Below are 18,731 nucleotides of genomic sequence, written 5' to 3'. Positions count from 1 at the left end.
GCGTAACTATTTGATGATAATTAACGTCTATTGCATCAACTAAATATACGTTTAATCAAAAATCAAATGAAAAAAACATTATTATCTTTATTAATGCTTGCTGGCATAGGCTATGCAGCATCAGCTCAAACAAGTAAACCTGTAACCTTTGGCGTAAAAGCGGGTGTTGCTTTCCCAAGCATGAGTATTTCTGCTGGAGGTACATCAATTGGTTTCGACTCTAAAACATCATTTTATGTTGGTGGAACGGCAGAGTTTGCATTGTCAGACATTATTTCCATTCAACCGGGCTTAAGTTTTATTGGAAAGGGAAGCAAATTGGGCGGCGAAACTTTCGATTTCGAAGAATCAGATTTAACTAACGAGTCAGCTACTTTAAACTTGAATTATCTTGAGTTGCCAGTGAACGTTCTTGCAAATTTTAAAGTGAATAATGCAGGAAAAGTTTTTATTGGTGCTGGTCCTTATTTTGCTTATGCTTTAAGTGGAAACGTTAAATATGGTTCTGAAAAGGAAAAAATCGAATTTGATTCAAACGATGGTATCAAACGTGGAGAATTTGGATTAAACTTTTTAGCTGGTTTTCAATTCAATAGTAAATTAAATATCCATGCTGGTTATGGATTAGGTTTAAGTAGCGTTATTGATGAGCCAAGTGAAGTGGATGTTAAATTCAAAAATAAAGTATTTTCGGTAGGCCTGGGTTATTCTTTCTAAGCAATACAATCATATTTGAAAGCTTCTTGATTAATTTCAAGAAGCTTTTTTTGTTTAAAATGAATACTTACAACCCTGTTGTTGATCATTTCATTTTATAACTTGGGATCAGGACCATCCGGGCATCGGATTATAAAACCCAATCACGAAAGTATTACCGATGTCAGGGAATTATTTAAGGGGTATTTACTTCGAAATCATCTTTAATATGCTCAAATAAATGGTTAACTTCGAAGTTTTATTAGCACATGTACGCAGTTTTTAGACGCGAGTTATTCAGTTTTTTAAGTTCGATGGTTGCTTACATCACCATCGGCATTTTTTTATTGGTTTCTGGTCTTTTGCTTTGGTTTTTTCCTGATACCTCCATTCTTGATTATGGATATGCTGATTTAGGTGGCTTCTTCAGCCTGGTTCCCTATTTATTTATGTTTCTTATTCCTGCAATTACCATGCGATCTTTCGCTGAAGAAAGACGTGAAGGGACCTATGAATTGCTTATTACCCGGCCAATTACCATTTGGCAAATCATTATCGCAAAATACTTAGCCAGCTTAGTATTGATATTGTTTTCGTTGATCCCAACTTTAATTTACGCCTATTCTATATCAAAACTGGGATTTCCGGAAGGCAATGTAGATTCTGGAGCGATAATCGGATCTTATATAGGCTTATTTTTATTAGGTGCAACCTTTACTTCAATTGGCTTATTTTCTTCAGCGTTAACGAAAAATCAGGTTGTTGCTTTCGTAATCTGTGCGGCCTTATGTGCTTTTGCTTTCTTGGGTTTCGATTACAGCAGTCAACTTATTTCGCTGCAAAACATAGAAGGTTTTATTACCAATTTGGGTATAAATCAACATTATAACTCCATTAGTAGAGGTGTGCTAGATACCAGAGATTTAATCTATTTCATCACAGCCTCTTGTCTGTTTTTATTTTTTACCAAGTTAGTGATAGGAGGGAAACGATAATGGCTAAGAATAAAAAATGGATAAACTCAGTTGTATTTATTGCGGCCTTAGTTCTGCTAAATGTAGCAGGTAATTATTTTTTTCATCGCTTTGATTTTACTGCAGATAAACGCTTCACTCTAAGCGAAAAAACGAAAGCACTTTTAACCAATAACCGAAAACCAATTACGATTACCGTGTTTTTAGATGGTCAGCTCCCGCCAGCTTTTAAACGTTTGCAAGCAGGTGTTAAAGATTTGCTTTATGATTTTAAGGCTTATTCTACTGCTGAAGTGAAACTGGTTTACGTAGATCCTTTAGCGGGATTAACAGTTGAAGAGCAAGATACCGTAATTTATAACATGGCCCAGGATGGGATTGAGGCTACAAGAACAGCGTTAAAAACCGAGAGTGGTACTACCGAAAAAATTGTTGTTCCGGCAGCTGTAATTGAGGTTGATGGGATACAAATGCCGGTTAAACTGCTGCAAAACTTTAATGTTGCAGGCGGCTATGAAGAAAATATTAATCGATCGATAGAAAATTTAGAATATACCTTTACTTCTAATTTAAAAAAGGTGCTTAATGGTTACAATCCACGGATTGGTTTTACGGAATCTAACGAAGAATTGACCGATTTAGAATTGGAGGATGCAAGAGTAACTTTAGCTAATAATTACATTGTAGGCCGTGTCAATTTAAATACGATCACTAAAGAAGGGTTGGATAAGCTGGACATGATGATCATCGCGAAGCCTAAAAAACCTTTTACAGAAACTGAGAAGTATAAAATAAATTATTTTGTAATGAATGGCGGTCGTGTGCTTTGGAGCATCGATCAAAATAATGCAGATTTAGAAAATTTAAGAACCCAAAACGGCCAGCTGGCAACGGCAAGAGACCTGAATTTAGATGATATGCTGTTTATGTATGGCTCCAGGGTAAATTACAATATCATCGCTGATCCAGCGAACAATGTTGAAATTCCGGTTTCAACCGGAGCAGTTGGCGGCCAAAGTCAAATGCAGTTGATGCATTGGATTTATTATCCGATTCTACTTCCCGATACCACTCACAGCGTTGTAAAGAAATTAGATGGAATTAAATCTGAATTTCCAAGTACAGTAGATACAATTGGTGTAAAAGGTGTTCAAAAATCTTATATTTTATCCACTTCGCCTTATAACAAGATCTATAATTTGCCTAAACCTTTTAGTTTGCAGATGATTGCAGAGCAACTAGATCCCCGTGAGTTTCAAAGTTCACCACAGCATGTAGGTTTGATGTTAGAGGGCAATTTTCCGTCGGTTTTTGCAGGGCGACCACTACCTGCAGGGATTGATCAACCTTATACAAATGTCGCCAACAGTAAATCTTCAAAAATGATTGTGTTGGGAGATGGTGACATTTTTAAAAATCAGATTTCAGAAAAAGATGGTTCTGCATTTCCCCTAGGTTTCGATCGTTATTCGCAGCGCACATTCGGTAATAAAGCACTTTTATTAAATATAGTAGATTATTTTACTGATGATGATAACTTAATTACCTTACGTGATAAAGAAGTTAAAATAAGATTGTTGGATAAAGCCAAAATTAAACTCGAAAAAACCAAATGGCAGTTTATAAATGTAGTTGCTCCATTGCTATTGTTAATATTCTTTGCGATTTTTCAACATTATTACCGCAAATACAAGTACGCTAAATAATTTTTATATTTTTGAAGAAGACTAAATGATATCATGAGATTTATTGTATCCACATCAACTTTATTAAAACACTTGCAAACTGTAAATGGTGCGTCAAGCAGCAGTACAGTTTTACCAATACTAGAAAATTTTCTTTTCGAAATTAAAGACGGAAACTTAACGATCTCTGCAACCGATTTACAAACGAGCATGACAACTGCTTTGGCTGTAGAATCAAAGGAGGAGGGTAAGGTTGCGGTTCCATCTAAAATCTTATTAGATACACTTAAAACGTTACCAGATCAGCCAATTGCTTTCAATATTGATGATACTTCTTTCGCAATAGAAATTAGCGCTGGCGATGGAAAATATAAACTAAGTGGTGAAAATGGTGATGATTTTCCAAAAATCCCGGTGGTTGAAAATGCCTCATCCGTTAATTTGCCTGCATCAGTTTTAACTGAGGCCATTACCAAAACGATATTTGCAGTGAGTAACGATGAGTTGCGTCCGGCAATGACTGGTGTATTCTGCCAATTATCTCCTCAGCATATTACGTTTGTAGCAACTGATGCACATAAATTAGTTCGTTACCGCAGAATGGATAGTAAAGCTGATAAAGCAACATCATTTATTTTGCCCAAAAAAGCTTTAACACTTTTAAAGGCAGCTTTGCCATCAACAGATATCAATGTGTCAGTTGATTATAATGCTACAAGTGCATTCTTTAAGTTCGAAAATATCAACTTAGTGTGTCGTTTAATAGACGAACGTTATCCTGATTATGAAGCAGTAATTCCTCAAAATAATCCTAATAAACTGGTTATAGACAGGGGATTATTTTTAAATACACTACGTCGTGTAGTTATTTTTGCTAATAAAACTACCCATCAGGTAAGATTAAAAATTAACGGTAGCGAGTTGAATATCTCTTCAGAAGATTTGGATTTTGCGAACGAAGCACACGAGCGTTTAAGCTGCCAATATGATGGCGAAGATCTTGAGATTGGTTTTAATGCCCGTTTCTTAATCGAAATGTTGAGCAATTTGAGCGGTGATGAGGTTACTTTGGAATTATCCACTCCAAATAGAGCTGGACTTTTAATTCCTCAAACCAACGATGAAAATGAAGATGTATTAATGTTAGTGATGCCTGTAATGCTTAACAACAGTTATTAAAATATTGTTTCTAAAGTTAGAGTATTAAAGGTGGCTTGGTTTTTGACCGAGCCATCTTTGTTTACCGACCAAATAATCTAACTATGAAAATCTTTATTAAATGCTCACTCTTTCTATGCTTCGTATTATTTATTAACTGTATCATAGCCTGTAAAAAACCAGATCCAAATGTAGTAGTAAAAGGAGAGGCTAAAGTTAAATTCATAAATGCTACGTTAACAGAAGCCAATCAAGATATTTATGTAGATGGCCAAAAAAATTCGACCAATGCAATTGCCTTTACTGAATCAACTGACTATTTAAAAATTGTTTCGGGAAGTAGAAGCGTTAAATTCATGGGTTCAGCAAATCTCCCAACAGAATCTACCTTTAATTTTACCCCATCTTTAACTTACTCTACATTTTTAGTTGGTAATCGTACCGGAGCAAGAGAAATTATAACTTTTGAAGATAATTTAAGCAATACCGAAGCAGGCAAAGCCAAAATTAAACTCATTAACTTAACGCCTTTTTTTTTAACGGGCATAAATGTCAGCGTTCAAGCGGGCACTCAGTTTGTTAACGGTTTACTCTACAAAGAAGCATCTACTTATTTCCAGGTGGATGCTGGAATGAGCCTTAGGTATAATGTTGTAGGCTCGGGAAGTATTAAAACCATTGATGGAACTTTACTTGAAGCAGGAAAAATTTACACCATCTGGTTTAGTGGAAGCACAGCCACAGCTTTAGAAGCGCACATTATAACTGATAATTAATTCATAAGTTCATATGCTTTCCATTATCTTTACGTTTTATAACAACAGTATTCCTTTTTATGAAAAGACGTAATTTTTTGATTTCTTCAAAGCTGATAATTTTAATTTTTGCTGTTGTTTTATTTAGTGCTTGTATTAAAAACGATAATTCAATTGTTGGAGATGCAAAGGTGAGGATATTTAACACAGTCATTTCTGATACCTCTCAAAATTTTTATTTCAATCAAGCTTTATTTAATAGTGTTACCGGGGTTTCGGCTTTGGCAACCAGTACAAATACGGCGTATTTTGTTGTAGAAGGTGATAAAGAATATCTAATTGATTCCAGAAATAGCGTTACCGGCGTTACAAACAATTCTGTGAAACAAAGTTTTGCGTTAGGTAAAAATTATTCAATTTATTACACGATAAAAAACACTTTGGCTACCACAAAACCAGAAATGATTATTTATCAAGATACCGTTAGGCAAAATAATAACGTTGCACAAATCATGTTTATTAATTTAGGCCACACATTACGCTCCAAAGTAGAGATTAAAGATAAAAGCGGAAATATTGTAGAAAGCATTGGTTATGGAGAAAAAACAACTTATAAACAAATTTCTGATGTAGGCAGGAGTAATACATCGATCATACTAAACTTGGTAGATTCTACTGGCGTGTTAGATTCTATTTCATACACCAACTTTGCAAAAGGCAAGGTCTACACTGTAATTATTGAGGGTGCCAAAAATGGAAAGCTTAAAGAGCGATTAGTGGCAAATAATTAATTCTTAGAACAGTTCTCCATTATCCCTTCAATATTCATACTTTTGACAAATTAAAAATTAACATCACTTGGAATTTTTCGACTTACTCATACAATTACTTACTAATACAAAAGAAACGTTAGAAGTAATTATGCAGGAATACAAAACCTGGACTTACCTGATTCTTTTCATTATTATTTTCGCCGAAACCGGCTTTGTGGTTACCCCATTTTTACCAGGTGATTCCATGTTATTTGCTGTAGGCGCTTTAGTGGCTGGGGATGGAACAGGCTTAAACATCTGGTTTATGCTTCTTATTTTAATTGCTGCTGCTATTTTAGGTAACTCCGTTAACTATCAGCTTGGTAAATATTTTGGGATCAAAGTATTTAAAGAAAATAACAAAATTCTCAAACTGAAATATTACCACCAATCTCATGAGTATTTTGAAAAACATGGTGCTAAAGCCATTATTTTTAGCCGTTTTTTACCGATCATCAGAACTATAGCACCATTCGTAGCCGGGGCTGCAAGAATGTCGTTCGGTAAATTTACTTACTACAATATCTTAGGGGGTATTGCCTGGATTGCGAGTTTACTGTTTGCTGGTTATCTGCTCGGTAAAATCCCATTTGTAGAAAAGAATTTCGAAATTTTGGTGCTAATTATTGCAGTTGGAACTTTCGTGCCTGTAATTTATGGTGCTTTAAAGTCAATTTTTTCAAAGAAAAAAGTTGAAGAGATTATTGAAGAAGAAATAAAAGAAGACTAAAATAAAAGTTTGATACTTTAGGCCGCAAATAAGCAGATTTTACTGTTTATTTGCGGCTTTTTCATTTATTTTTACAGCTCCCTTCCAATAACGGTGCCCTGCTGATATTTCTTTTCCGCCTCTTCGGTTGCTTGCTTTTCGGCGGGGTCAGTCTCTAGCTTCACCAAGTTCTTAAGCTCCGGTTGTCCTGCATCTACCCAGGCAGAATACCAAAATGATCCGATTTTCTATAATAGCAGATCGCATTTGCCGCTCAACCATCTTATTCATTTAATCATGATAGGTTTTTGAATATTCTACGGAAAACTGTTTTAAAACGGTATTGTTTCGTTCAGAGAAGCTATATTTTTTATCGGAAGGAAAAGCTGCTGCCAGTGTTGCTTCCAAGGTTAAAACCGTATCCACCAGGCTATGGGTATGTTTAACGATCTTCCATGCTTCTTTTAAAGGATTTTCGATGTATTTCGCTTTGCCGACAACAAAGTTATAATTCGAAGCAAATAACTCCGGTAATCTACTCTCCCAAAAGGCATGAATGCCAACCTGATTTGTTAATTGGCCGTTGTGGTTTGCAGTAGTGTGCAACGGTACGTGAGCATCACCTATATAATGACCTAGATCTGCAGAATATTTTAAAATTTTAATCGAATCACGACTAGCAAATGCTTTTACCAGACTAAAATAGGTACGCTGAATTTGCCATGGCACTATCCCATTTGTATTGAGATGTTTTTCGCCATATTTCGCTAATGCATCGTTCCATTTTTCAGGAATACTATCGATATCTTTCTCATATTTTTCTACATCGAGATAGTGCCTGGGTGCTTCCAGGGTATCAGCATATCTTCGTTTATTAGGGTCTATGTTCAGTGATAAACTTTGTATTTTTCTTGTAAAATACGATCATGCCTTGCGGAAGGGTGAAAATTTCAATGTTGTTTATTCTTTGGTGCGCAAAGAAACCCCAGGAAGTGCATAGAATGAAAGAGATGATTAACACAATTAAATTCGTTAATCTTTTCATACTATGAATTTACATAAATAAATTAAATTCTAAGCTCCAAACTGATTTGAGTGATGGTCTAAGTGCTTGTAAAACATATTGTTCCATTCTGTTTTGGTTAGCTTCCCAATAGAGTGTGAATCTTTTCCGTTGAAATCATCTTCGCCCAACTCTTGTGTTTAATTGATGTAAGAAATTAAGCGATTTTTTTTCTCAAATTCCTTCTCATCAGTAACTACGAACGATGGCGCAGTTTGGCTATTTCTTTTATAAGGTTTTTCGCTTACGACAATGTTCTTTACAAGAGCTTTCATGATGAATTTCATAAATGGATTAGGCTTTGCATGTTTGGTATCATACACCAATTCATAACTTACATTGCAATGGGCCAGCATTTGAGAAACGTTCATTTTACCCCAAAGCTGTGAGGTATGTGGGCTTAATTTGTTATTCTTTCAATTACTTCGCTAGTTACTGCGAATTGAAAAATGTTCTTCATGTTTTTAATTAATCAGATGATCTCTGCATTTGTCTCTATATAATTAACATGAAATATCAAACTTCTTAGCATATCGAGTTTTCGATGTCATGCTTGACTTTTATTATAATAGGATCTTAATTCCTCAACATTTTAAATGAAAACCAACCTAACAATGCTATAATAACTGCCATTAATACCCATAACCAAGCCTTGTTTTCAAATAATGGTTTCTCAATTTTTTCAGTATACGCTGGATTTTGCTCCTCTTTGCCAATGGTTAAAGCAGCTAAAACAGACGGGATTTTGCTTTCAAACTTTTCAATTTCATAATTTGGGGCAACAACTGTGTTATTTCTATAATATAAAGCGTAATGGAGAGTTGGGATATCGAAACGAGCAACCAGTTCGAAAATATTTCCTTTCAGTTCTAGCCCGCTGACGCTTAAAGGTTTATTGTCGTTATTTTGTATGGTTATTTTCAATGTCGAGGCAATGGTGTTTGGAAAATTAAATTCTGAGGGCTCGAGCGAACTCAAAGTTCCGTTATATAACTCAGCATAATTAAATTGCATGCCTTTTTCTGTTCTGACACTGTCAGTAGCGTATTCGATTTTAAAAGATCGATAAAAGTCAAAGTCGCTGTTAACATTAAGCTTAAAATTTGATACAGGCGTTAGACGGGTTAAATCAACGGTTATGACTGTCTCCTTAGCTTTTGCATCATTATATAATTGATAAGTTTTATATTTTACATCCTGATAAGTGCCATTTATAGTATCGGTTTTAAAAATTTTTGCTTCTAATAATTCTGGCTGAACTGGGCTTTTCAAAGCAATTCTGAAATACTGATATTTTGAATCTGGAAAACTCAATTTAGTAAACTGATAATCGGTATCAATATTTTTAATTGAAAGAATGCGGTAATCTTTCAAAATAGAAAACCATTTTAAATTATCGTTGCTGCCTTCCAAAGTAGCCTGCCAATCAAAATTACTTTGTTTGAATGATAAATTAATTTGATTAATTGTAGTCGCCACATTGGCTTGAAATGTGAAATAATAAAGGCCTAAATCCGAACTTTTATTAATTATTGCAAAGTCTACTTCCTTCGAAATAAATTGATCTACCCGCTGCTTTAGCAAATAAGGAACTTCAGTGGTATCTTTTCCATTTACACCAAAAATCCTTAAGTCCTGGAAGCCCTTATTTTCGGCTGTATACAGTTGTTCGGGTAATTTTATGCTATGCCAAATTGCATTAACACCGCTAATATCTCTTTTAAATTTATAGCGGCTGGTTTGTGCTTGAGCAATTCCATGACCAAGCAAAAGCACTAAAAGAATACTAATTTTCAGTTTTAACATCATCAATAATTAAATGTTTGTATTTGTTGTAGAGAAAAGAAATTATAAGTAAAAGCACACCTAAAGAAACAAAAACCACAGTTTTAGCGATTGTACTCAACGAATAAATATCATAAAAGAAAAGTTTAATTAACGTTATGCCAAATAATACTATTGCTCCAATCCTTAAATGTTTTTTGTTTTTTGCAAGTCCCATTCCGATGAGGAATAAGGAGTAAATTCCCCAAAGAATGCTCAAACCAAGTTTGTAACTCTTATCTGTTCCGGATAGCTCCAAAATGTTAATCAACTCACTGCTAATTACCCATAAAATTGAAATGTAAAGCAGGTACTCGAACATAGTTTTGAAGTTCTTTTTAAGCAGCCCTGAGTTTTGCAAATAATAACATTGAGCGATAAGAAGTGCAAAAAATGCTATCGATATATATCGGATAACAATATTAAATGAACTGATATTAAAATATTCGTTTTTCGTTGATAAATAGTTATCACGCAGTTCACTAAGCGTGTATAATCCATTAGTTAGGAAAAGTAAAATCATCACCAGGTTGATGATAAGATTTGCAATGGCAAGTTCGTTTTTCTGAATTTTTTTAATATTTAGAAAGGTTAGCGCAGTTGCAAAAAACATAGAATAGATATAAAGCCAAGCCGTTGTAAGGGTTTCGTAATTATAATTGAAAGCATGACTTGCATCGTCAAAACCATTTCTTTGACGGAGTGTAACTTTTGTTGACTCTAATAAACCGCTGAAATAACGGACAATTTCTATTCGGAAAGTAATGTAAACAGTTAAAACAAGAATTGATGGAAGCGCATAATTCAAAATGCTTCTTATCCAGAGCCACTCGCCAGATTTTTGGGTTTCCTTAGTGTTGATGTTCAGCATCCAGGCAAAACTACCAATGAAGATACAAGCAGTTAAAAAGCTAACATTAAAGAATGGAAGCACATGTGGTGCATTTCCATAATCTATGTCGTTAAACCTTGCCCAATCTTCTAAAAGACTGAAGAATGCTAAAAGTATTAATGGAAATGATAACTTTTCGTAGATAGCAATTCCTTTAACCCTAGCCAAATAGAAGAGTACAGCGCCCTCAACTGCCCAGAAAATAGTTACCCAACCGCCATTAAGCTGCACCGGAACCGCCATCGTAATAAAAGTGATCACCATGGCTAAAATCAAGTAAAATAGGTTTTTGTCAGCAAGCTGCTTCTTGTAGATAATTAAGCTTACTGCAAAGTGGATCACTGCGTTGGCGAGCGTAAAAAGCCCCAGTAATTCAACACTATTTTTGTTAGCAGCTAGAATAAAATATCCGATTCCGTAGTAAATGAAAGAATTCAAAAGCAAAACAACGACATCACTAAAGCCAAACATTTCCTTTTTTGACATCTTATAAGCTAAATTGGTAATGTAAAAAATGATGAAAAACACTGAAGAAAATAAAAGCGATAGGGCGAAATGATCTTCTTGGCCTCTTAAATTTAATCGCCAGGAAAGAAATATGATCCAGGTTAGGCCGAAAGATGCATAAAAAAGTGGCTTCCAATATTTTTTAAAACTCAAAATCAGGATGCCGATGTTGATGATAGCCATATAGGTAAACAATACGCCAATCTTTCCTGAACCATCGCTGAGCAAAAATGGAACAGCATAAGCACCAACCAAACCAATATGGGCAATAACCTGTTTGTTGTATTTTATGGCAGCTACAACAGTAAAAGAAGTGAAGACAACCATCAGCAGAAATGCTAAGGCTTGCGGAATAAGCGAATAGAAATCATAAGCTGCATAGGTAATAAAATACATGATGGCGATGGCACCACTGACTAATACAGCCGAAAAGTTTTCGTATTTCTCTTTCAGTTTAATTGCGAAAGCCATTAATCCGGCACCAACCGCATAGCCCAAAACAATCCGGGTGAGCGGGCTGATCATATCATGATCTATAGCGTATTTTGCCCCGATGCATACACCAAGAATTAATATGAGAATACCAATTTTGCTGATCAGATTTTCTCCGATGAACTTCTCAAAATCCGATTTAACCATGTTTTCCCGTGTAAACCGATCTGCAAAATTACTTTGCGGTTGATTTACGGGCGGTTGGAATGGACTTGGAGCAGCTTGTGGTGCAGGGTTATTTTGATTTACCGTACTTGGCGGAGTATTTCTAGGTGGAGGTGCAAGAATAGGTTCGGCAATTGGTGTTGAAGGTTGAACATAAGTAGCGCCAGGCGATTGTAAAGCCCTCACTTCCTGTTTTAAAGCTTCTATTTCTGCCTCAAAACCTTGTTGCCTTATCAGTAAATTTTCGAGCTTCACTAAAAGCAAGTTTAATCTCTCTGAATTATCCATTCTATATTTTCGGTAGTCGTTAATTTATTAAATATAGGAATGAATTTTACAAGGTTAAGGAAAATATTCGATTGGTGTATTTAAATTGGTAGCTTTGAAAAAAAGATAAATGGAAATATCCTGTCCCATCTCTGCAGAAAGAGTAAATGAAAATGTAGTTAGATTGATTGCATTTATAGTTGCATGCATTGCAATTGGCTGTGTTATATTCTCAAATTATTGGGTGATGTTTTTCCTAACCGTCGATTTTGCTTTAAGGGCTTTTAGTTCTGGAAAGTTTAGTCCGATGAAGTTTGTAGCCATTAATTTAGCTAACGCTTTCAGCTTAAAGCCTAAAATGACCGATTTAGCGCCTAAAAAATTCGCGGCAACCATGGGCTTTGTCTTCTGCCTATTGATTACCGCGACATTTATACTGAATTTCTTAACAGTGGCCTTAACACTAACTGCTATAATAATAATTTTTGCCTTGCTCGAAAGCTTATTAGGCGTTTGTGTAGGTTGTTATGTTTATACTTTCGTCAATCTGATTTCGAAAGGTAACAAGTATTAAGCGTTTATTACGTGCTTTTTTTGAGCCGAGCCAAGAATTTTCAAAAACCGAAGTTTGCCATTTCAAAGATTTCTCAATCGCGAAAAGCTCATTTCGAAAGGACGATCTGAGACTATTTGCTCAAAGCTTTTCTCACTTCCGGGGCGATTTTGTGTCCGAAGATTTCTATCGATTTCATCATTGCCACATGTGAAGGTCCGCCAACGTCCATGTGTGCTGAGAAACGGGTTAAGCCAAAGGTTTCTTCCATAGCAAGGATTTTATCCACAGATTCTGCGGCATCGCCAATAATCAAAGCGCCGTTAGCACTTCTGCCAGCTTCAAATTGATTTCTTTGGAACGGAGGCCAACCACGGCTTTTTCCTACTCTATTCATTTGAGCGGAGTATAAGGGATAATAATAATCTGCTGTTTCCTGGCTATCCTCGCCAAATAGTGAGTGCATATGTACACCGACTTCAAATTTATTCATATCGTGCCCGTAAGCCTGATAAACTTTTTTGTAGTAATCAAATAGCGGTTTAAATTGGGAAGGCTGCCCACCAATAATCGCAAACATCACGGGTAAACCCAATCGTCCCGCACGTTCAACCGATTCTGGTGTACCCCCAACAGCCACCCAGATTTTTAAATGATCATTAACAGCCCGGGGTAGAACCTCCTGTTTAACCAGCTCTGGCCTGAATTTTCCCTTCCAGGTTATTTTTGGTTCTTCGTTAATTTTTAAAAGCAGCGCTAATTTCTCCTCATAAAGTTCATCGTAATCCTGAAGATTGTACCCGAATAATGGAAAGGATTCTATAAAACTCCCGCGACCAGCCATTAATTCGGCTCTGCCGTTTGAAATTAAATCGATAGTGGCAAAGTTTTGGTAAAGCTTTACTGGATCTGATGAGCTAAGAACCGATACCGCACTACTCAACTTAATATTTTTGGTAACCGTTGCGGCTGCAGCCAAAATAATCTCTGGACTCGAAACTGCATAATCAGGACGATGGTGTTCACCGATGCCGTAGAAATCTAATCCTACTTCATCCATCAATTTAATTTCTTCTATAATTTCCTGAAGTCTTTGTTGGGCGGGTTGAATTTCTCCCTTTGCATTAACTTGCAAATCGCCGAACATGCCGATACCTAATTCCATAATTGCTAAGATTTATATAGCAAAGTTAATAGGTTAGGGGCAGAGAAGTTTTGATGTATGGTAAGAAAAGGAGAATTAATTTTCCAGATTTCCTAAGGAATTGAATATGGTTTCTAGCTCCTCTATTGGATAATCAAAGTTGGTCGCATTAATCCTGATTTTTTTCCCATTATTCAATATTACATTTAAAAATTTATTCTTATTTCTATCATAGCTAAATAATGAAGTCCTTTCAGACTTTATGCTTTCAATTTCTCTCCATTCGTATTTCCCGATATTTCTGATTGTTATTTCATTCTCATCAGCAATAATTGCATAAACATCTTCTTGACCTTTCAAGAATTTTACAGCAAATACCATATAAATAATAAATATTATGAATATTACAATAAAAGCTTTCAAATAATCTAAACTAAAAATTCCAGAAGCCGCAAGAAAAAATAAAGGAAATAAGCAAATTGGGATTATTATAAATCCTAAGTTTCCATTGTCTTTAACCTTTATTTGAGCAACCATTTCCTTAAAATTTCCTATCCAATCTAGGATTTTGATTTCAGAGCTTAACATGACGAATTTTCAAAATTTTAAGAAGTGTAATTTTCATTAAAATCGAACTGCATTAAACTTCCTTAAATCTCTTAGATGGTAAATCAAAAAATCCGAAACACATTCAGCATGGCTATTTAACCTAAATTATCAAACACTCATCTTCAGCCTTACTCTATCTTCTTACCTTTCATCGCTGTGGAAATCGCCGCGTCCATTACACGTTCAGCAAACGGACGAGTGAACTCATTCAACTCATCGGCTTTTTTCAAAATCGTATCTTTTTCCTGTGTGGCTAAAGCCGTTTTCAAAGCTTCGATATGAACTTTTGTTTCTGCAATTTCTGCTTCTGTTAAATGTTCAGCATGCTTTTCAATAAACCGCTCTGCAGTGTAAAGGAGTTGTTCGCCCTCACTTCGAGCCTCAATTAACATGCGTTGTTCCACATCGCTTTGCGCAAATTCAATGCTATCTAACAACATTTTTTCAACAGTATCATCGCTTAAGCCATAACTTGGCGTAATCTCAATTTCCTGTTTTACACCCGAACGGAGTTCAATGGCCTGTACAGTTAAAATTCCATCAGCATTTAACAAAAAATTGATGTCTACTTTTGGCAAACCTGCAGGCATCGCCGGAATCCCTTTCAAATCAAATTCCGCTAGTTTACGATTCTCCTTTACCAAATCGCGTTCACCCTGGTAAACAGAAATTTTCATATTTACCTGCCCATCAATCGAAGTGGTGTATTGGCGACCAGCTTTGGTAGGTACTTTGCTGTTACGAGAGATAATTACATCCATTAAACCACCCATCGTTTCGATCCCAAGCGAAAGAGGCGTAACATCAAGCAATAAAATATCAGAACGATTTCCTGCCAAAACATCAGCCTGGATAGCAGCCCCTAAGGCCACAACTTCATCAGGATTAATATTATCCTGCGGTTTTTTGCTAAAGAAATTCTCTACCGCCTGCTTTACAAATGGCGTACGGGTAGAACCGCCAACTAAAATTACTTCATCAATATCTGCTGAAGTTAAATCTGCATCTTTCAAAGCATTTTTACATGCAGTGATGGTTTCATCCACCTTTGCGGTAATGAGTTGCTCAAAAGTTTGCTTATCCAAAGTACACCAGATTTCGCCAACCTGCTCGTTGTATAAATTTTGAGTAGAAAGCGCTTTTTTAGCTGCTTCAGCCTTTAAACGTAAGGTTTGCATTAAAATATTATCCGCAGCAACCGCTGCAAAATCAAGTTTATTATTTTCAATCCAATAGTTTAAAATCGCCCGGTCGAAATCATCGCCGCCGAGGTAAGTGTTGCCATTGGTAGCCAAAACCTCGAAAATTCCATTTTGAATTTGGAGGATAGAAACATCAAAAGTTCCTCCACCTAAATCGTAAACGGCAATGGTTTTTTGCTCAGTCGGATCAAGCCCGATTCCGTAGGCCAAACTTGCTGCGGTTGGTTCGTTAACAATCCGCATTACGTCAAGGCCGGCAAGTTTTCCGGCATCCCTTGTGGCCTGCCGCTGACTATCATTAAAGTACGCCGGAACAGTTATAACGGCCCGATTCACAGGTGTTTTTAAAGCATGTTCTGCCCTTGCTTTCAGTTCTTTTAAAATTTCAGCAGATAATTCGATTGGCGTATAAAAACGATCTCCTGCCTGAATTTTTACCAAAGCATCTGTGTCATCATCAATCACTTTGTAAGAAAATATATCTTTGTGTTCAGCAACATCTTTGTAAGAGCGGCCAAGTAATCGCTTCACTGAAAATATGGTGTTGGCTGGGTCTGTAGTTAAGAATTCTTTCGCTTCATTACCCACAATCGCTTCGTTTTGGCTGTTGAAATATACCACCGAAGGGACCAAAATCCCCTTACCAGCATCATTAATTACCTGCGGGTTTTTATCAGGATTGATAAAAGCAACCAAACTGTTTGTGGTGCCTAAATCTATACCTACTATAATTTCTTCCTTTTGAAACGAACCTGTAGCAAGGTTAATTGAAATTTTTGCCATGCTGCGAATTTACGCAGATTGTTGCAATGTTTAGAGATTGAAATGTTTTAATGTTGTAAAGAAAGCCGATAAGCCCAAGAGCGGAAAGTTCGGAGATAAAAGCCGTAAGTTCTGTTTCATCTTTCAATCCTAAAATCCTGGGCCGTAATCTTTTCCTATCCTGAAAATCTTTAAATCCTGATTGGAAATGAATGGTTCTGTAATCCTTCGCGAAAAGCAGCCCTGCTTTTGGTACAAGCCAAACAGAAAAAATTTGGGCTTTCCCCGCCAATCAGGTTTATGAACAGAAGTAAAACGCTTTTGGGAAGCAAACCACCCCCAACCCTTCCTTGAAAATAAGGAGGGGAGCTGAACACTGCTACTAAACAGGTAGAAACACTCGGCAGTGTTCATTTCTATCAAGAAAAAGGGGAAAGCCTGTCTGGCTAAGACAAACTACTTTCTATTCTTCTCTTCAATCCACAACGACATATACTTTGTGCTTTGCATAGTATGATGATTTAAAATCTGACCAATAAAATTATGCTGGCGATGTTTCTGGATATCCAGATTTTCCAAAACACTTATAAATGAGTCAGCAAAATGCGTAGACAAATATCGCTCATTAATGATCTTAATGCCATTTTGTTGAGCTACAGACCAAACCGTTTTATCATTGTAAAGCAAAATCGCTTTCTCGATAAAATCCACTAAGTCATCTTCAATAAATCCATCCCAATCCAGCGAACCTTTCATGGCCTCAGCACCAACTGAAGTGGTAATAGATGGCGTTCCGACTTGCATGGCATCGATAAATTTGCCTTTAACACCTGCACCGAACTGGATAGGAGCGAGTAAAATTCTGTGCTTCGAAATCGTTTGCCTTGCATCAGTGGCTCTTCCACGAATAAAAAACTTTTCGTTTTTATTTTCTAACTGTAACACTTTTTGAGAGGCATAAGAACCGTATATATTCATATTTACGCCAGGTAGTTTTTTCCTTAACGCTGGCCAGATTTTGGTTTTCAATACCTGGACGGTGTTCCAATTTGGTTCGTGTAAAAAATTACCGATGAAAACAAAATCTGCCCTTTCTTCAAAAGGTGTCCAATTTTTAATGGACTCTTCTGTGATTTCGTTTTCAAGAAACGGGAGGTAGTAGAGTAATGAAAGATCGATTTTAAAAGTTTCTTCCAAAATTTTCATTTCCACCTCAGAAATAATTAATGAAAGATCGCAACGCAGAATCGAAGCAATTTCTCTTTTTGCTGTATCAGAAAATAAATCGATTTCCGACTGCTTCTTATCACTTTGCTGTCTGGCACTTCGCAGGCTATGTAAATCTTCAGTGTCTAAAATCCGAAGCGCATCGGGGCATTCCTGCTGGACCCGCCAACCATATTGTTCCTCAACCATAAAGCGATCAAAGAGTACAATATCGGGGTTTAACTTTTGAAGAAATAAATTGAAACTTTCATCATTCAGTTTTATTGACTCCTCAACTACTGAAGTGTGTGAGAAATCAAAACTGAAATCACTTTTCGATGCCGCGGAGGCAAAAGTGACCTGACAACCTTTCTGCAAAAACAAATCAACCAATTGAATCATTCTTGTTCCCGCTGCTGATGAAGTAGGCTCAGGCCAAACCAATCCAATGATTAATATTTTTTTTGCACTCATTATTTAAAATTTCTGTAAAATAAAGGTTTTTATTCGGGTAGAATTAATTTTCCGTAGATTTAAGATGATAAGGTTCGCAGATGGTCGCGGATTTAGAATAGAACTTATGAATCTATTTCAATCTGCGGTTTTTAATTCTGCGTCGATCTGCGGGAAATTCTTAATTTTGCAGCTCACTTACACCACCACATGTTAGGATTAAAATTGTTGACAGACCCACGTTGGGCAAATATTGCGGAATCGAATTTAGAGGAAATTTTATCTGACCATGCCTGGTGCGAACAAAAAGCAGCATCAAACGCCATTACTTTAATCACTCAGAATTCTGAGCACCAGGATTTAGTTGATGAATTAACGGCCATTGCTATTGAAGAAATGCAGCATTTTCAAATGGTAATTGAAATCATTAAACACCGCGGTTACACTTTAAGCAGAGAAAGGAAGGATGATTACGTTGGCCGTTTAGTGAAGTTCAGTAAAAAAGACGGTAGCAGAAACCAGGCTTTTGTTGATCGGCTGTTGTTCGCCGCCATGATTGAGGCCAGAAGTTGTGAGCGTTTTCGAGTGCTGTCTTTGAATATTAAAGATGAAGAACTAGCGAAATTCTACCATGAGCTTATGGTTTCGGAGGCTGGTCATTACACTACTTTTCTAAATTTCGCCCGTAAATATTCTACAGATGTTGATGTTGATAAACGCTGGAAAGAGTGGCTTGAATTTGAAGGGGAGTTAATCCAAAGTTTCGGAACGAGAGAGGCGATACATGGATAGAAGTTGAAAGT

General features: G+C 36.3%; 17 protein-coding genes. 9 read left to right on the top strand and 8 right to left on the bottom strand.

Features of this window, described 5'->3' with window-relative positions; genetic code table 11:
• Positions 1-66 precede the first annotated feature (66 nt).
• The 7 genes from AC3ITD_RS11980 (at position 67) to AC3ITD_RS11950 (ending at position 6,810) form a co-directional block, all read left to right on the top strand.
• On the top strand, positions 67-717 hold the full coding sequence (locus AC3ITD_RS11980; protein ID WP_489360015.1) for a porin family protein: 651 nt from the start codon (positions 67-69) through the stop codon (positions 715-717).
• 248 nt (positions 718-965) lie between these two features.
• On the top strand, positions 966-1,691 hold the full coding sequence (gene gldF, locus AC3ITD_RS11975) for a gliding motility-associated ABC transporter permease subunit GldF (RefSeq protein WP_489360013.1): 726 nt from the start codon (positions 966-968) through the stop codon (positions 1,689-1,691).
• A complete protein-coding gene (gene gldG / locus AC3ITD_RS11970) occupies positions 1,691-3,376 on the top strand; it encodes a gliding motility-associated ABC transporter substrate-binding protein GldG (RefSeq protein WP_489360012.1) in 1,686 nt (561 codons plus the stop codon). The genes gldF and gldG overlap by 1 nt, the downstream gene beginning before the upstream one ends.
• Before the next feature lie 33 nt (positions 3,377-3,409).
• A complete protein-coding gene (gene dnaN, locus AC3ITD_RS11965; RefSeq protein ID WP_056851361.1) occupies positions 3,410-4,534 on the top strand; it encodes a DNA polymerase III subunit beta in 1,125 nt (374 codons plus the stop codon).
• A gap of 83 nt (positions 4,535-4,617) precedes the next feature.
• The gene (locus AC3ITD_RS11960) at positions 4,618-5,289 is read left to right on the top strand and encodes a DUF4397 domain-containing protein (RefSeq protein WP_265799861.1); all 672 of its coding nucleotides are present in this window, start codon (positions 4,618-4,620) and stop codon (positions 5,287-5,289) included.
• A gap of 59 nt (positions 5,290-5,348) precedes the next feature.
• Positions 5,349-6,059, top strand: a complete 711-nt coding sequence (locus AC3ITD_RS11955; RefSeq protein WP_489360009.1) for a hypothetical protein — start codon at positions 5,349-5,351, stop codon at positions 6,057-6,059.
• A 67-nt stretch (positions 6,060-6,126) separates the two neighbouring features.
• A complete protein-coding gene (locus AC3ITD_RS11950) occupies positions 6,127-6,810 on the top strand; it encodes a VTT domain-containing protein (protein ID WP_322975070.1) in 684 nt (227 codons plus the stop codon).
• A gap of 270 nt (positions 6,811-7,080) precedes the next feature.
• Here the strand turns inward: AC3ITD_RS11950 and AC3ITD_RS11945 are convergent, their stop codons facing one another.
• The 4 genes from AC3ITD_RS11945 to AC3ITD_RS11930 form a co-directional block, all read right to left on the bottom strand.
• Positions 7,081-7,518 (bottom strand): zinc dependent phospholipase C family protein, encoded by a 438-nt coding sequence (locus AC3ITD_RS11945; RefSeq protein WP_489360007.1) that lies wholly within the window; start codon positions 7,516-7,518, stop codon positions 7,081-7,083.
• A 474-nt stretch (positions 7,519-7,992) separates the two neighbouring features.
• The gene (locus tag AC3ITD_RS11940; protein WP_265799857.1) at positions 7,993-8,223 is read right to left on the bottom strand and encodes a hypothetical protein; all 231 of its coding nucleotides are present in this window, start codon (positions 8,221-8,223) and stop codon (positions 7,993-7,995) included.
• A 205-nt stretch (positions 8,224-8,428) separates the two neighbouring features.
• Complete coding sequence (locus AC3ITD_RS11935) at positions 8,429-9,661, bottom strand: hypothetical protein (protein WP_489360004.1); 1,233 nt, start codon at positions 9,659-9,661, stop codon at positions 8,429-8,431.
• The gene (locus AC3ITD_RS11930) at positions 9,639-12,020 is read right to left on the bottom strand and encodes a DUF2339 domain-containing protein (RefSeq protein WP_489360002.1); all 2,382 of its coding nucleotides are present in this window, start codon (positions 12,018-12,020) and stop codon (positions 9,639-9,641) included. Before AC3ITD_RS11930 ends, AC3ITD_RS11935 begins: the two co-directional genes overlap by 23 nt.
• A gap of 109 nt (positions 12,021-12,129) precedes the next feature.
• On the opposite strand from AC3ITD_RS11930, the gene AC3ITD_RS11925 reads away from it, so the two are divergent.
• Positions 12,130-12,573: a DUF4395 domain-containing protein gene (locus AC3ITD_RS11925; protein ID WP_489360000.1), complete on the top strand. Its 444-nt coding sequence runs from the start codon at positions 12,130-12,132 to the stop codon at positions 12,571-12,573.
• A gap of 112 nt (positions 12,574-12,685) precedes the next feature.
• Here the strand turns inward: AC3ITD_RS11925 and AC3ITD_RS11920 are convergent, their stop codons facing one another.
• The 4 genes from AC3ITD_RS11920 to AC3ITD_RS11905 form a co-directional block, all read right to left on the bottom strand.
• Positions 12,686-13,717, bottom strand: a complete 1,032-nt coding sequence (locus AC3ITD_RS11920; RefSeq protein WP_489359998.1) for an LLM class flavin-dependent oxidoreductase — start codon at positions 13,715-13,717, stop codon at positions 12,686-12,688.
• Positions 13,718-13,792: 75 nt separating this feature from the next.
• Positions 13,793-14,284: a hypothetical protein gene (locus AC3ITD_RS11915; protein WP_489359996.1), complete on the bottom strand. Its 492-nt coding sequence runs from the start codon at positions 14,282-14,284 to the stop codon at positions 13,793-13,795.
• Positions 14,285-14,433: 149 nt separating this feature from the next.
• Positions 14,434-16,290 (bottom strand): molecular chaperone DnaK, encoded by a 1,857-nt coding sequence (dnaK, locus tag AC3ITD_RS11910; protein ID WP_489359994.1) that lies wholly within the window; start codon positions 16,288-16,290, stop codon positions 14,434-14,436.
• Between the two features lie 435 nt (positions 16,291-16,725).
• On the bottom strand, positions 16,726-17,949 hold the full coding sequence (locus tag AC3ITD_RS11905) for a glycosyltransferase (protein ID WP_489359992.1): 1,224 nt from the start codon (positions 17,947-17,949) through the stop codon (positions 16,726-16,728).
• A 189-nt stretch (positions 17,950-18,138) separates the two neighbouring features.
• Between AC3ITD_RS11905 and AC3ITD_RS11900 the strand changes: the two genes are divergently transcribed.
• Positions 18,139-18,720 (top strand): MiaE family protein, encoded by a 582-nt coding sequence (locus AC3ITD_RS11900; RefSeq protein ID WP_265799845.1) that lies wholly within the window; start codon positions 18,139-18,141, stop codon positions 18,718-18,720.
• The last annotated feature ends 11 nt before the right edge of the window (positions 18,721-18,731 follow it).

It is taken from the genome of Pedobacter sp. KH_004, assembly GCF_057840755.1.
The sequence above is the reverse complement of the archived record's forward strand: the minus strand, read 5'-3'. Positions and strand labels throughout refer to the sequence as shown.

Coding starts and splice junctions, on each gene's coding strand:
- AC3ITD_RS11900 (WP_265799845.1), top strand. CDS start 18,139: ATGTTAGGATTAAAATTGTTGACAGACCCACGTTGGGCAAATATTGCG.
- AC3ITD_RS11980 (WP_489360015.1), top strand. CDS start 67: ATGAAAAAAACATTATTATCTTTATTAATGCTTGCTGGCATAGGCTAT.
- dnaN (WP_056851361.1), top strand. CDS start 3,410: ATGAGATTTATTGTATCCACATCAACTTTATTAAAACACTTGCAAACT.
- gldF (WP_489360013.1), top strand. CDS start 966: ATGTACGCAGTTTTTAGACGCGAGTTATTCAGTTTTTTAAGTTCGATG.
- dnaK (WP_489359994.1), bottom strand. CDS start 16,290: ATGGCAAAAATTTCAATTAACCTTGCTACAGGTTCGTTTCAAAAGGAA.
- AC3ITD_RS11905 (WP_489359992.1), bottom strand. CDS start 17,949: ATGAGTGCAAAAAAAATATTAATCATTGGATTGGTTTGGCCTGAGCCT.
- AC3ITD_RS11960 (WP_265799861.1), top strand. CDS start 4,618: ATGAAAATCTTTATTAAATGCTCACTCTTTCTATGCTTCGTATTATTT.
- AC3ITD_RS11955 (WP_489360009.1), top strand. CDS start 5,349: ATGAAAAGACGTAATTTTTTGATTTCTTCAAAGCTGATAATTTTAATT.
- AC3ITD_RS11940 (WP_265799857.1), bottom strand. CDS start 8,223: ATGAACGTTTCTCAAATGCTGGCCCATTGCAATGTAAGTTATGAATTG.
- AC3ITD_RS11935 (WP_489360004.1), bottom strand. CDS start 9,661: ATGATGTTAAAACTGAAAATTAGTATTCTTTTAGTGCTTTTGCTTGGT.
- AC3ITD_RS11925 (WP_489360000.1), top strand. CDS start 12,130: ATGGAAATATCCTGTCCCATCTCTGCAGAAAGAGTAAATGAAAATGTA.
- AC3ITD_RS11930 (WP_489360002.1), bottom strand. CDS start 12,020: ATGGATAATTCAGAGAGATTAAACTTGCTTTTAGTGAAGCTCGAAAAT.
- gldG (WP_489360012.1), top strand. CDS start 1,691: ATGGCTAAGAATAAAAAATGGATAAACTCAGTTGTATTTATTGCGGCC.
- AC3ITD_RS11915 (WP_489359996.1), bottom strand. CDS start 14,284: ATGTTAAGCTCTGAAATCAAAATCCTAGATTGGATAGGAAATTTTAAG.
- AC3ITD_RS11920 (WP_489359998.1), bottom strand. CDS start 13,717: ATGGAATTAGGTATCGGCATGTTCGGCGATTTGCAAGTTAATGCAAAG.